This is a genomic window from Rhodococcus sp. NPDC003383, from assembly GCF_053589115.1.
Map to the genome: position 1 here is coordinate 1 of NZ_JBSFRG010000056.1, position 15,582 is coordinate 15,582.

The following is a 15,582-nucleotide window of genomic DNA, read 5'->3' on the forward strand; positions in this document are numbered from 1 at the left end:
GGGGGTGTTCGCCGATGTGCTCGGGGTGGAGCGGGTCGGTGCGGATGACGATTTCTTTGCGTTGGGTGGTAATTCGCTGATCGCGACCCAGGTCGCGGCCCGGCTGGGCGCCGCCCTCGACACGGCGGTGCCGGTGCGCGTCCTGTTCGAGGCGTCGACCGTCGCGGCGCTGGCGACCCGTGTCGAGCGGTCCGCGGGAGTGGGCGCTCGGAAGGCGCTCACCGCGGTTTCCGAACGGCCGGAGCGTATTCCGTTGTCCGCGGCGCAATCCCGGATGTGGTTCCTCAACCGCTTCGACACCGAATCCGGTGTGAACAACATCCCGGTCGCGATCCGGCTCACCGGAGCCCTCGACGTCGAGGCGTTGACCCGCGCGGTGAACGACGTCGTCGCCCGGCACGAGACCCTGCGGACCGTCTACCCCGAGATCGACGGGGTGGGTTACCAGCAGGTGCTCCCGCCGGATGCGGCGCGGATCGACCTCGGGGTCGACGATGTCGCCGAGAGCGACGTGCTCACGGTCGTCACCGAGTTCGCCGGCGCCGGGTTCGACGTGACGCTCGCACCGCCGGTGCGTGCGCGCCTGCTGAAGGTGTCCGCCACCGAGAGCGTGCTCGTGTTCGTCGTGCATCACATTGCGGCGGACGGCTTCTCGATGGCACCGCTGACCCGTGACGTGATGATCGCCTATGCGGCGCGCACGCACGCGGAGGTGCCGACCTGGTCGCCGCTCGCCGTGCAGTACGCCGACTACACGCTGTGGCAGCGCGAGATTCTGGGCGACGAAGCCGATCCGCAGTCCGTCGCGTCCGCTCAGCTGGACTACTGGAAGTCGACCCTGGCGGGTCTGCCGGAGGAGTTGAATCTTCCGGCCGACCGGCCGCGTCCGGCGGTGTCGTCGTACCGCGGCAACAACTATGTCTCGCGGATCGCACCGGAGACCGGCAGGCTCGTCGACCGGGTCGCCCAGGCTCATCGGGCGACGCCGTTCATGGTCGTGCACAGCGCTCTGTCGGTGCTGCTGTCCCGGCTGTCCGGTTCCGGCGACATCGCGATCGGTACGCCGGTGGCAGGTCGCGGCGAGGAGGCCCTCGACGACGTCGTGGGCATGTTCGTCAACACCCTGGTGCTGCGGACCGGCATCGACCTCGGTGAGTCGTTCGCGGGCTTGCTGGCCCGGACCAAGGACATCGACCTCGGCGCGTTCGCGCAGGCCGATGTGCCGTTCGAGCGGCTCGTGGAGGTGCTCGACCCCGAGCGGGCGCAGAACCGGCACCCGCTGTTCCAGGTCGTGCTGACGTTCCAGAACATGGCGCAGGCGGTACTCGAGCTCGACGGGCTCACCGCGCGCACGGTCGAATTCGACGCTCACGTCGCGAAATTCGACCTTCAGGTCACCTTCACGTCGGCCCCCGAAGGCGGATACACCGTCGAGTGGACCTACGCGACGGACCTGTTCGACGAAGCGACCGTCGCGTCGTACGCGGAGCGTTTCGAGCGGCTCCTGACCGGTCTGCTCGCCGATCCGTCGACCGCGGTCGGCGACGTCGAACTGCTCTCCGCGACCGAACGCACCGAGGTCCTCGAGGCGTGGTCCACGCCCGGCACGCAGGTCGATCCGGCGGCGACGCTGCCGTCGTTGTTCGCTGCCGCGGCCGAGTCGTGGCCGGACAACGCCGCCGTGGTGGCCGGCGGGACATCGCTGACCTACGCGGAGCTCTCGGCCCGGGTCAACGGCCTGGCCCGCCGCCTGATCGAGTCGGGGGTCGGACCGGGATCGCTCGTGGCGGTCGCGCTGCCGCGTGACGAGTCGCTGATCGTGGCGCTGCTCGCGGTCCTCACCTCCGGTGCCGCGTACCTGCCGGTCGATGTGACCTATCCGCAGGACCGCATCGCGTACATGCTCGAGGACGGTGCGCCCGTCGTCGTGCTGACCACCACCGTGGATCGGCAGTCGATCCCGGCGGTGGACGGCGTCGAGGTCCTGCTGCTGGACACCCTCGACCCGGCGGAGTTCGACACCCGGCCCGTGACCGACGCGGACCGGCTCGTGCCGCTCCGCTCGTCGCACCCGGCGTACGTCATCTACACCTCGGGTTCGACGGGCCGGCCGAAGGGCGTCGCCGTCGTGCACCGCAACGTCGTCGAACTGCTCGCGAATGCGCAGCCCCTGTTCGGATTCGACGAAACCGACGTGTGGACGATGTTCCACTCGTACGCGTTCGACTTCTCCGTGTGGGAACTGTGGGGTCCGCTGCTGTACGGCGGCACGCTGGTCGTCGTCGACTACTTCACGTCGCGCTCGCCCGAACAGTTCCGGGAACTCGTGGTGCGCAACGGTGTCACGGTGCTCAACCAGACACCATCGGCGTTCTACCAGTTCGTGGAGGCCGACCGGGCCGCGATGGAGGAGGGTACGGGCGCGAGCGCCCTCGAAGGCACAGCCGCCGGCGCCCTGTCCCTGCGGCACGTGATCTTCGGTGGTGAGGCGCTCGACCTCGGCAAGCTCACCGGTTGGTTCGAACGGCACCGCGACGACGCGCCCCGGCTGGTCAACATGTACGGCATCACCGAGACCACGGTGCACGTGTCGTTCCTGGCGCTGACCGCGGAGATGGCGCGGTCGTCGGCGGCGAGCGTGATCGGCCGGGCGCTGCCGGGCCTGCGGGTGTACGTGCTCGACGAGCGGCTGCGTCCGGTCCCTGTCGGGGTCCAGGGCCAGATGTACGTGGCCGGTGAGCAGCTGTCGCGGGGTTACCTGGGGCAGCCGGCGCTGACCGCGGGCCGCTTCGTGGCCGACCCGTATGCGCCGGAAGGCGCGGCGGGCCTGATGTACCGCACCGGCGACCTCGCCCGGTGGAACGCCGACGGCCTCCTCGAGTACGCGGGCCGCTCCGATTTCCAGGTGCAGCTGCGCGGCTTCCGGATCGAGCTCGGGGAGATCGAGTCCGCGTTGACCCGTTGTTCCGGGGTCGCCCAGGCCGTGGCGGTCGTCCGCCGCTCCGAACGCACCGGCGATCGGTTGATCGGCTACGTGGTGCCGCGGGTGGGCGAGACCGTCGACCCGGTCGCGGTGCGCGACGCGGTCGGTGAGTTCCTGACCGCGTACATGATTCCGGACGTGGTGGTCGTGCTCGACGCACTGCCGCTCACCGCGAACGGCAAGCTCGACCGGAAGGCGCTGCCGGAACCGGTGTTCGAGGTGCGCGGGTTCCGTGCGCCGCAGACCCCGATCGAGGAGATCGTCGCCGGCGTGTTCGCCGAGGTTCTCGGCGTCGAGCGCGTCGGCCTCGACGACGACTTCTTCGAACTCGGCGGCAACTCGCTCGTGGCGACCCAGGTCGTCTCCCGGCTCGGAGCCGCGCTCGACGCCCGGATCCCGGTCCGGGAACTGTTCGAGGCGTCGACCGTCGAATCGCTGGCGTCGCGGATCGAATCGCACGCGGGATCCGGGCGGCTCGAGTTGCACGCGCAGCCGCGCCCGGCGCGGGTGCCGCTGTCGCTCGCGCAGCAACGCATGTGGTTCCTCAACCGGTTCGACAACGAGTCCACCGCCTACAACATCCCGATGGCGCTGAGCCTGACGGGCCGCCTGGACGTGGCGGCGATGCGTGCCGCGGTGGCCGACGTGGTGGCCCGGCACGAGGTGCTGCGCACCGTGTACCCGGAGAACGCGGGTGCCCCGGTGCAGGTCGTTCTGCCTGCGGCCGAGGCGGTCCCGGATCTCGAACCCGTGGTGACCACGGAGTCGGAGCTGCCGGGCCTGCTGGCCGAGCTGGCGGCGACCGCGTTCGACGTGACCACGGCGGTGCCGCTGCAGATCCGCCTGTACAGCCTCTCCGCGGAGCGGCACGTCCTCGCGCTGGTCCTGCACCACATCGCGGCCGACGGTTCCTCGATGGGGCCGTTCGCGCGGGATCTGATGACCGCCTACGCCGCCCGTCTGGACGGTCGTGCGCCGGACTGGAATCCGCTCGCGGTGCAGTACGCCGACTACGCAATCTGGCAGCGGCGGCTGCTCGGTGCGGAGGACGACGAGGCGTCGCTGATCTCGAAGCAGATCGGTTACTGGCGCGAGGCCCTGGCGGACGTGCCCGATCAGCTCGAGCTCCCGACCGACCGGCCGCGCCCGGCGACCCAGTCGTTCCGGGGTGGACGGGTCACGTTCGAGATCGACGCGGAGCTGCATCAGCGGCTCGGTGCGGTCGCGCGCAGCGGCAACACCACGCTGTTCATGGTGGCCCACGCCGCGTTCGCGGTCCTGCTCGCGCGCCTGTCCGGTACCCACGACATCGCCGTCGGTACCCCCATCGCCGGTCGCGGTGAGCGGGCGCTCGACGACCTCGTCGGCATGTTCGTCAACACCCTCGTCCTGCGGACCGGTGTGCGTCCGGAACTGTCGTTCGGCGAGCTGCTCGAAGCGGTCCGCGAGACGGACCTGAACGCATTCGCGCATGCGGATGTGCCGTTCGAGCGGCTGGTCGAGGTGCTGAACCCGCAGCGCTCGACGGCCCGCCACCCGCTGTTCCAGGTCGGGTTCTCCTTCCAGAACCTGTCCCGCACCTCGCTCGAGCTGCCGGCCCTGACGGTGTCCGGTCTCGAACTCGACACCGGCGTCGCGCAGTTCGACCTGCAGTTGTTCCTCACCGACCGGTACGACGACGCGGGAGCACCGGCCGGGATCGACGCGGTGTTCAGCTACGCGACCGATCTGTTCGACGAGGACACCGTCGCGTCGTTCGCCGGCAGGTTCGTGCGGGTTCTCGAATCGATCGTCACCGATCCGGCAGCGCCCGTCGGCGACATCGAGATCCTCGCGCCGGACGAGCGTGGCCGGATGCTCACCGAGTGGAACGACACGGCGCGCACCGTTCCGGACGCGACACTGGTGTCGCTGTTCGACGCCCAGGTCGCCGCGACGCCGGACGCCCCGGCGATCGAGGACGAGACGACGACGCTGACCTACCGCGAGTTCGGTGCCCGGGTCGCACGGCTCGCCCGCCGCCTGATCGGCGCCGGGGTCGGCCCGGAATCGTTGGTGGCGTTGGGGATGCGTCGTTCGATCGACCTCGTGGTGGGCATGTACGCGGTGTCCGCGGCAGGCGGCGCCTACGTGCCGATCGATCCCGATCAGCCCGCGGAGCGCACCGAGTACATCCTCGACACCGCCGACCCGGTGTGTGTGCTCACGAGCGCGCGCGACGGATTCGCGGTGGACGGCAACCGTGCGGTGGTCCTCGTCGACGACCACGTCGGCGCGTCCGGCGCGGAAGCTCCGGTCACCGACGCCGAACGTCTCGCACCGTTGCATCCGGACAACACCGCGTACGTGATCTTCACGTCCGGTTCGACCGGCCGGCCCAAGGGCGTCGCCGTCTCGCATCGTGCTGTCGTCAACCAGATGCTCTGGAAGAAGGCGGAATTCGATCTCGGCTCCGGGGACGCGGTGCTACTGAAGACCGCGGCCACGTTCGACCTGTCGGTGTGGGAGTTCTGGTCGGCGCCGGTGTCCGGTGCGCGCCTGGTGGTCGCCGAGGCAGGCGGTCACCGTGATCCGGCCTATCTCAACGAACTGATGCGCAGCCGCGGCGTGACCACGCTGCACGCGGTGCCGTCGATGATCGAAGCATTGACGACGGAATCCGGTGGGGCACTGCCCTCGTCGTTGCGGCGCGTCCTCGCCATCGGTGAGGCACTGCCTGCGCACCTCGCGCAGACCGTGCGGTCCGGGAACCCGAACACGGCGCTGTTCAACCTGTACGGGCCCACCGAGGCCGCGGTGTCGGTCACCAGTCACGAGGTGACCGAGCACGACACCGCGACCGTCTCGATCGGCGGACCGGAGTGGAACACCCGGCTGTACGTGCTCGACGAGCGGCTGCGGCCGGTCCCGTCCGGTGTCCTCGGCGAGCTGTATCTCGCCGGTACGCAGCTGGCCCGGGGCTACTTCGGGCGCCCGGATCTGACGGCGGAACGGTTCGTCGCAGACCCGTTCGGCCCGGCCGGAAGCCGGCTGTACCGCACCGGCGACCTCGTCGCCTGGACCGACGAGGGCACCCTCCGGTACGTCGGGCGCACCGACTTCCAGGTGAAGGTCCGCGGATTCCGGATCGAGCTCGGCGAGATCGAGGCGGTGCTCGCGGCGCATCCGTCCGTGGCGCAGGCCGTCGTGCTCGTCCACCACGACGATCGGCTCGGCGATCAGCTGGTCGCCTACCTGGTTCCGGTCACCGGGGCGGATCTCGTCGTCGACGACATCCGTGCCGAGGCCGTCCGCGGCCTGCCGGGCTACATGGTGCCGGCGGTCTTCCTCGTGCTCGACGCGCTGCCGCTGAACATCAACGGCAAGCTCGACCGTAAGGCGCTGCCGGAACCGGTGTTCGAGGCCAAGGAGTTCCGTGCCCCTGCCACCCCGATCGAGCAGATCGTGGCCGGGATCTTCGCGGAGGTGCTCGGGACCGAGCGGGTCGGTGCCGACGACGACTTCTTCATGCTGGGTGGCAACTCGCTGCTCGCGACGCAGGTGACGGCACGGATCGGTGCGGCGCTGGATACGACGGTTCCGGTCCGGGCGCTGTTCGAGGCGTCGACGGTGTCGGCGCTGGCGGCTCGTGCGGAAGCCGGCGTGGGATCGGGAGCGCGACCGGCGCTGGTCGCACGGCCGCATCCGGAACGGGTGCCGCTGTCGCTCGCGCAGCAGCGGATGTGGGTGCTCAACCGGATGAATCCGGCGTCCGCCGCCTACAACATCCCGGTCGTGCTGCGGCTGTCGGGCCTGCTCGACGTGCCGGCGCTCGGTGCTGCGGTGCGGGACGTCTTCGACCGGCACGAGGTGCTGCGGACCCGTTACCCGGACACCGACGACGGACCGGTGCAGGAAATCCTGCCGGTCGCCGACGCCGCGCCGCACCTGGCGCCGGTGGAGGTGTCGGAGGCGTTGCTGCCGACCAGGATCGCCGAGATGATCGGTACCGGGTTCGACGTCACGACGAGTGCGCCGGTCCGAGGCCGGTTGTTCTCGGTCAGCCCCACCGATCACGTGCTGGTCATGGTCGTCCACCACATCAGCGCGGACGGGTTCTCGATGGGCCCGCTCACCCGGGACGTGATGACGGCCTACGCATCCCGTCTCGACGGCGAGATGCCGACCTGGTCGCCGTTGCCGGTCCAGTACGCCGACTACGCGCTGTGGCAGCGGGAGATCCTCGGTGACGAGAACGACCCCGAGTCCGCGGTGGCGCGGCAGCTCGACTACTGGTCGTCCACGCTCGCCGGCGCCCCCGAACTGCTCGAGTTGCCGACGGACCGGCCGCGGCCCGCACGCGCCTCCATGCGCGGCGCGGAGTACGAGTTCGCGCTGGATGCGAACCAGGCCGAACTGCTGGACAAGGTTGCGCGCGAGCACAACTCGACGGTCTTCATGGTGATGCACGCCGCCTTCGCGGTGTTGCTGTCCAAGCTGACCGGGACCGGCGACATCGTCATCGGAACGCCGACCGCCGGTCGCGGTGAGGCGGCGCTCGACGATCTGATCGGCATGTTCGTCAACACTCTGGCCCTGCGCACGGAGGTCGAGTCGAGCGCCGGGTTCGTCGATCTGCTCGCCCAGGTCCGCGACCGCGACCTCGGGGCGTTCGGCAACGCCGACGTGCCGTTCGAGCGGGTCGTCGACGCGCTCGGCCGCCGCCGGACCGCCGCGTACTCGCCGGTCGTCCAGGTGCTGTTCGCGTTCCAGAACATGGCGCCGCGGTCGCTGCAGCTGCCGGGACTCGAGGTCTCGGTGGTCGAGGGCAACTTCGACCAGGCGAAGTTCGATCTGCAGCTCAGCGGCGGCGAGATGTTCGACGAGCACGGTCGCCGTGGAGGCATCCGGCTGCTGTTCACGTACGCCACCGACCTGTTCGACGAGGAGTCCGTCGCCCGCTTCGCGAAGCGGTACCTGCGGGTCGTCGACGCGGTCACCGACAACCCCGGCGTCGTGATCCGCGAGATCGACATCCTCGACGACGAGGAACGCGCGAGCCTGACGCCGCAGCGGAAGCTCACTGCCGCGGACCTGCCCGAGCTGGTGGCGGCCGCCGCGGCAGCCCGGCCCGACGAGATCGCCCTGACCCACGGCGACGCCACCGTCACCTTCGGTGCGTTGAACGACAAGCTGGTGTCGGTCGCCAAGGCGATGGGGGCGACGCTCAAGCCGGAGGCGCAGGTCTCGGTGGCCCTGTCCGGTCTGGTTCCGGGAATCCTCCCGGCCCTGGGCGTCGACGGATACGCCGCACTGATCGAGTCACTCATCACCCAAGCGCAGAGCTTGGCGACACAGAGGAAAAGGTAGATGTCGGTTCGGAAGCCCGGTCAGGAATCTCTCACCATCGAGGACCTCCCGCGGCTGATTTCAGAGGTGGCGGCGGTAGCGCCCGAGCGGGTCGCGCTCTCGCACGGTGACACCGCCGTCACCTACGGAACGCTCCACGACGAACTGACCGTTCTCGACACCGCGATGGGCGGAGCGCTCGGTCCGGACGCCCTCGTTCCGGTGGTGCTGTCGAACCTCGTTCCCGCCCTGCTCGAATCCGAAGCGGACGGTGGCCTCGCCGGTGTCGTCGAGACCCTCATCTGCGACACCGGTGAGGTCGTCGACGTGCCCGTCGTCGCCCGGGCGGCCGACACCCTGCCGGCGCTGTTCGAGGAGCAGGTCGCCCGCACGCCGGATGCGATCGCCCTCGAGTTCGAGGGGGAGACCCTCACCTACGCGCAGTTCGACGCCGCCGCCAACCGAATGGCCCGCTACCTCGTCTCGATCGGCGTGGGTCCGGAGACGACGGTGGGCCTCGCGATCCGCCGATCGCTGGATCTGCTCGTCGCCATGTACGGCATCGTCAAGGCCGGCGGTGCCTACGTGCCGCTCGACCCGGACCACCCGGCCGACCGCATCGCGCACGTCCTCGCCGCAGCACGTCCCGTCGCGGTCCTGACGACCTCGCGCGACGGAATCGAGGTGCCCGCACACGTTGCGCTCCACGAGGTGGATCGGCTCGACCTGACCGGTTTCGACGAGGCTCCGCTCGCGGACGCCGACCGCACCGGTCCGCTGCGCCCCGACAACACCGCCTACATCATCTTCACGTCGGGCTCGACGGGCCTGCCCAAGGGTGTGGCCGTCGCGCATCGGGCCATCGTGGCGAATCTGCGCTGGCGTCAGCGCGAGTACGGCTTCACCGAGGCCGACGTCATCCTGCAGAAGACTCCGTTCACGTTCGACGTCTCGGTGTGGGAGTTCTTCTGGCCGTTGCAGGTCGGAGCGCGCCTGGTGATCGCGGTGCCCGACGGTCATCGCGACCCCGAGTACCTCGCCCGCACGATCGCCGACCGCGGTGTGACGGCACTGCACTTCGTGCCGTCGATGCTCTCGGTCTTCGTCGCGGAGCCGCTCGCTTCCCGAACCGATTCTCTCCGTTACGTTTTCGCGTCCGGCGAGGCGCTGCCTGCGCAGACCGTCGCCCGCTTCCACGAGATCAGCTCGGCAGAGCTGCACAATCTCTACGGTCCCACCGAAGCCGCCGTCGACGTCACCTACTACGCGACCGCACGCGGCGACAGGACGATCCCGATCGGCGCCGCCGTCGACGAAACCGGACTGCACGTGCTCGACGACGCGCTCCGGCCGGTCCCGCCCGGCGTCCCCGGCGAGCTGTACCTGTCGGGTGTCCAGCTCGCGCGCGGCTACGTCGCCCGGCCGGATCTGACCTCGGATCGTTTCGTCGCCGACCCCACCGGCCGCAACGGCGAACGCATGTACCGGACGGGTGACCTCGTCCGGCGCCGCCCCGACGGACAGCTCGACTACATCGGACGCGTCGACTTCCAGGTCAAGCTGCGCGGACTGCGCGTCGAACTCGGCGAGATCGAAGCGGCGATCCTCGGACGGGACGACGTGTCCCAGGCCGTGGTGGTCGTGCACTCCGATCCGGTCACCGGCGACCACCTCGTCGCGTACGTCGTCGCGACGGGGGGAGTCACCCTCGACACGGCCGAGCTGACCGCGACCGCCCGCGAGCGGCTCCCGGACTACATGGTTCCGAACCTGTTCGTCCAGCTCGACGAATTCCCGCTCAACGCCAGCGGAAAGCTCGACCGCAAGGCGCTGCCCGCCCCGGACTTCGCGTCCGCGCGGGAGTACCGCGAACCGTCGACGCCCGCCGAACAGGCGGTCGCGCAGATCTTCGCGGACCTCCTCGGTGCGGAGCGGGTCGGCGCCGACGACGACTTCTTCGAGCTCGGCGGCAACTCGCTCATCGCGACGCGAGCCGTCGCCCGGATCAACTCGCGGTTCTCGGTGCACGTCGAGGTCGGGGAGTTCTTCGACGCGCCCACCGTGGCCGATCTGGCGCGACTCGTCGACGAGGCCGCCGACCGCGGAACCGGGCCGCGGCTTCCGTTGCGTCCGATGCCGCGTCCCGACCGGGTGCCGCTGTCGCTGGCGCAGCAGCGCATGTGGTTCCTCAACCAGCTCGAACCCGACTCCGCGGTCAACAACATTCCGTTCGCGCTGCGGCTGTCCGGGCTTCTCGACCGGCACGCCCTGCAGATCGCGGTGGCCGACGTGCTCGCGCGGCACGAGGTGCTGCGGACGGTGTACCCGGAGGTCGACGGCGTCGGCTACCAGAAGGTCGTGCCGACCCGCGAGGTCATCCCGGACCTGAGCCCGGTGGCCGTGTCGGAGAGCGAGGTCGCCGAGCGGATCGCGGAGAAGATGGCGGCACCGTTCGACGTCACCCAGCGGGTGCCGTTCTGGGCGGGGCTGTTCGAGATCAGCGCGACCGAGCACGTGCTGGCGTTCTCCGTGCACCACATCGCCGGGGACGGCTTCTCGATGGGTCCCCTCACCCGGGACGTCATGACCGCCTACGCCGCGCGGTCGGCGGGGGAGTCCCCCGACTGGCAGCCGTTGACGGTGCAGTACGCCGACTACAGCATCTGGCAGCGGGAGATGCTCGGTTCGGAGGACGATCCGGAGTCGGTCGCGGCACGCCAGATCGACTTCTGGAAGCGGGAACTCGCAGATCTGCCCGACGAGCTTCCGCTGCCCACCGACCGGCCGCGTCCGGCGGTGGCGACCAGCCACGGTGACCTGCTGCGGTTCTCCGTGGACGCGAAGCTCCGGAACCGGCTGAACGCGGTCGCGCGGGACAACAACGCCACGCTGTTCATGGTCGTGCACAGTGCGCTGGCCGTACTGCTGTCGCGGCTGTCCGGCTCGCGCGACATCGCAATCGGTTCTCCCGTCGCGGGCCGTGGGGACGTCGCGCTCGACGACCTGATCGGCATGTTCGTCAATCCGCTCGTCCTGCGCTCGGCGGTCGATCCCGCCGAGCAGTTCACCGAACTGCTGTCCCGGGTCCGGGCATCGGACCTGCGGGCCTTCGCCCACGCGGAGGTTCCGTTCGAGCGGCTTGTCGAGGTCCTCAATCCGGTCCGGTCGCAGTCCCGGCATCCCCTGTTCCAGGTGGCGCTCGCGTTCCAGAACATGGACAACACCCGGCTCGAACTGCCGGGTCTGACCGTCAGCGGCGTCGAATTCGACTACGACCTGGCGAAGTTCGACCTGCAGGTCACGGTTGCGGACCATCCCGACGGCGCCGACAACGGTCTGCTCGTCGAGATGTCGTACGCGACGGACCTGTTCGACACCGCGACCGTCGAGTCGATCGCCGCCCGCTTCGTGCGGGTGCTGGAAGCGGTCGCGGCGGATCCCGCTGCCGTGGTCGGTGACATCGAACTGCTCGACGCGGCCGAGCGCGACGCGCTCGTGGCAGGTGTCGACGCGATGCGGCACGCCATCGACGCGTCAACGACCTTACCGGCGCTGTTCGAGGCGCGCGCCGCGGACAACCCCGGTGCGGTCGCCGTGGTGTCCGGCGGGCAGAGCCTGACCTACGGCGAGTTCGCCTCCCGGGTGAACCGGCTCGCGCGACGGCTGGTCGCGCAGGGCGTCGGGCCCGAGGTGCGGGTCGCGCTGGCCATGCGCAGGTCCGCCGATCTCGTGGTGGCGATGTACGCGGTGCTCACCGCGGGCGGCGCCTACGTGCCCGTCGACCCGGATCAGCCCGCCGACCGGATCGACTACATCCTCGACACCGCCGCGCCGCTGTGCGTGCTGGTGGCCGACGCCGCCGACGCCGAGCGGTTCGGCGACCGGACCGTGCTCGTCGCCGGCGACGACGATCCGACCGTCTCCGACGCACCCGTCACCGACGCCGACCGGCGATCGGTGCTGCGTCCGGACAACACCGCGTACGTGCTGTTCACCTCCGGCTCGACGGGCCGCCCGAAGGGTGTGTCCGTCGCGCAGCGCTCCGTGGTGAACCAGGTGCTGTGGCTCACGGATCGCTTCGGGATCGACTCGTCCGACGTGGTGCTGCTCAAGACCCCCGTGACCTTCGATGTTTCGGTGTGGGAACTGTTCTGCACACTGATCGCCGGTGCGCGCATGGTGATCGCGGAGCCGGACGGGCACCGCGACCCCGTCTATCTCGCGCAGTTGATCGACGATCAGTCGGTCACGATGGTGTCGTTCGTGCCGTCGATGCTCGGTCCCTTCGTCTCGGTGCTCGGGTCCGGGGGTGCCGCGTCCCTGCGTGCTGTGCTCGTCGCCGGTGAAGCGTTTCCGCCGTCCGCCGCCGCCCAGGTGCACGCGGCGATTCCGGGGGCCGCGCTGCACAACCTGTACGGCCCGACCGAGTTCACCGTGCATGCAACCGAGGCCGCGGTGCGGCCCGACGCCGCCGTGACGATCGGTCGTCCGGTGTGGAATTCCGGTGCGCTGGTGCTGGATTCGCGTCTACGTCCCGTGCCGTTCGGGGTCGCGGGTGAGCTGTACCTGTCGGGCGTCCAGCTCGCGCGCGGGTATCACGGCCGGGTCGACCTGACCGCCGACCGTTTCGTCGCCGACCCGTACGGTGCGCCGGGCGAGCGCATGTACCGCACCGGTGACCTCGTCCGCTGGACTCCCACGGCCGGTGGCGAACCGGAACTGGTCTACATCGGCCGCACCGACTTCCAGGTGAAGTTCCGCGGCCAGCGCATCGAGCTCGGCGAGATCGAAGCGGTCCTGTCCGCCGATCCGTCCGTGTTGTCGGCGGTGGTGCTCGTGCACGAATCGTCGACCGGCCAGCACCTGGTCGCCTATGTCGTCCCGGTGCCGGGCGCGGTGATCGACGCCGGCGCCGCACGCACGGCCGCCGCCGCGGCGCTTCCGTCGTACATGGTTCCGTCGGTGGTGACCGTGCTCGACGCGTTCCCGCTCAACGCGTCCGGCAAGCTCGACCGCAAGGCGCTGCCGGAACCGGAGTTCGAAGCTCGCGAGTTCCGTGCCCCCACCACGCCGGTGGAGGAGATCGTCGCCGGGGTGTTCGGCGAGGTGCTCGGCATCGAGCGGGTCGGTCTCGACGACGACTTCTTCGCGCTCGGCGGCAACTCGCTGATCGCGACCCAGGTGGTCTCGCGTCTGGGCGCGGCACTCGACACCCGCGTCCAGGTCCGTACATTGTTCGAAGCCTCGACAGTAGTGGACCTGGCCGCCCGGCTCGAGTCGCACGTCGGTGCGGGTGGACGGGCTGCGCTCACGGCACAGGTGCGCCCGGAGCGGATTCCGTTGTCGCTGGCGCAGTCCCGCATGTGGTTCCTCAACCGCTTCGACCCGGACTCGACCGCCTACAACCTGCCGATGGCTCTGCGGATCCGCGGTGCCCTCAACGTCGAGGCGCTGCGCGCGGCGGTCGCCGACGTGGTGGCGCGGCACGAGTCGCTGCGCACGGTGTACCCGGAGACCGCGGACGGACCCGTCCAGGTCGTGCTGCCGGTGCTGCAGTCCGTTCCGGACGTCGACGTCGAACGGACCACGGCCGAGCAGCTGCTCGCCGCCGTCACGGACTTCATGGTGCGGCCGTTCGACGTGACGAGTGAAGTGCCCCTGCGCATCCGCTTGTTCGATCTCGGCGGCGACGAGTTCGTGCTGGCGATGGCGGTGCACCACATCTCGGCCGACGGTGCGTCGATGGCGCCGTTCGTGCGGGACGTGATGCTCGCCTACAGCGCCCGGATCGGCGGCGGAGCCCCGTCCTGGGAGCCGCCGGCGGTGCAGTACGCGGACTACGCGTTGTGGCAGCGGTCGGTGCTGGGCTCGGAGGACGATCCGTCCTCGCTCATCTCGCAGCAGCTGGCGTTCTGGCGTGGCGCTCTGGCCGGGTTGCCGGATCAGCTGGAGTTGCCGGCCGATCGTCCGCGTCCGGCGGTGCAGTCGGTGGCCGGTGCGCGGGTCGACGTCGCGGTGCCGGCGGAGCTGCACGGGCGGTTGGTGCAGTTGGCGCGGGCGCACAATGCGACGTTGTTCATGGTGGTGCACGCGGCGTTGTCGGTGCTGCTGGCGCGGTTGTCGGGCACGTCGGATGTCGCGGTGGGCACGCCGATCGCCGGGCGTGGTGAGCGTGAGCTCGACGATCTGATCGGCATGTTCGTCAATACGTTGGTGTTGCGGGCGGATGTGCGTTCGGGTGGCTCGTTCGAGGAGTTGCTGGGGGCGGTTCGGGAGTCGGATCTGCAGGCGTTCGCGCATGCGGATGTGCCGTTCGAGCGGCTGGTGGAGGTGCTGAATCCGGCGCGGTCGACGGCGCGGCATCCGCTGTTCCAGGTCGGCTTCTCGTTCCAGAACCTGAACGAGGCCAGCCTCGAACTCGACGACCTCGCCATCGCCCCGCTCGACCTCGAGCACCGGACCTCGCAGTTCGACCTGCACTGGATCGTGCAGGACACCTACGACGAGGCCGGGGTTCCTGCGGGGATCGGTGGTTTCGTGACCTTTGCGACCGCGTTGTTCGACGAATCGACGGTGGTTTCGTTCGTCGAGCGGTTCGTGCGGGTGCTCGAGGAGATCGTGGCGGATCCGTCGCGCCCGGTCGGGGATCTGGAGATCCTCGGTGCGGGGGAGCGGTCGCGAATTCTGGAGTCGTTCAACGACACTGCGCACGAGGTGGATGCGTCGGCGACGTTGGTGTCGTTGTTCGACGCGCAGGTCGCCGCGAACCCGGACGCCGTCGCTGTCCAGGCCGACGGTGTCGCGCTGACCTATCGCGAGTTCGACGCCCGTGCCAACCTGCTGGCGCGGCAGCTGATCGCCGCTGGAGTGCGCGCGGAATCCACTGTGGCACTGGGTATGCGCCGGTCGGTGGAGCTGGTGATCGGCATGGTTGCGGTCGCGAAGGCCGGTGGTGCCTACCTGCCGGTGGATCCGGATCAGCCGGCAGAGCGGACGGACTACATTCTCGGCACCGCGGATCCGGTGTGTGTGCTGACCACGCACCGTGACGATTTCGGTGGCGGTGTCTTCGGCGTCGGCGGTGGTGGGCGGCCGGTGCTGTTCGTCGACGACGCGGTGACCACGGATCTGTCCACCGCGCCGATCACGGACGAGGAGCGGATCGTTCCGCTGCGCCCGGAGCACACGGCGTATGTGATCTTCACGTCGGGTTCGACGGGTCGTCCGAAGGGTGTGGCGGTGCCGCATCGGGCGGTGGCGAATCAGTTGGT

At 69.8% G+C, this 15,582-nt stretch carries 2 protein-coding genes; both read left to right on the forward strand.

Annotation, left to right across the window (positions count from 1 at the left end; all coding sequences use genetic code 11):
* Window positions 1–8,332: amino acid adenylation domain-containing protein (locus ACWDTS_RS27890; protein ID WP_450119443.1), on the forward strand; the 8,332-nt coding region annotated here is incomplete at its 5' end.
* Window positions 8,333–15,582, forward strand: a 7,250-nt coding sequence (locus tag ACWDTS_RS27895) for an amino acid adenylation domain-containing protein (RefSeq protein ID WP_450119444.1), incomplete at its 3' end; no start/stop codon positions are given. It lies immediately after the preceding gene.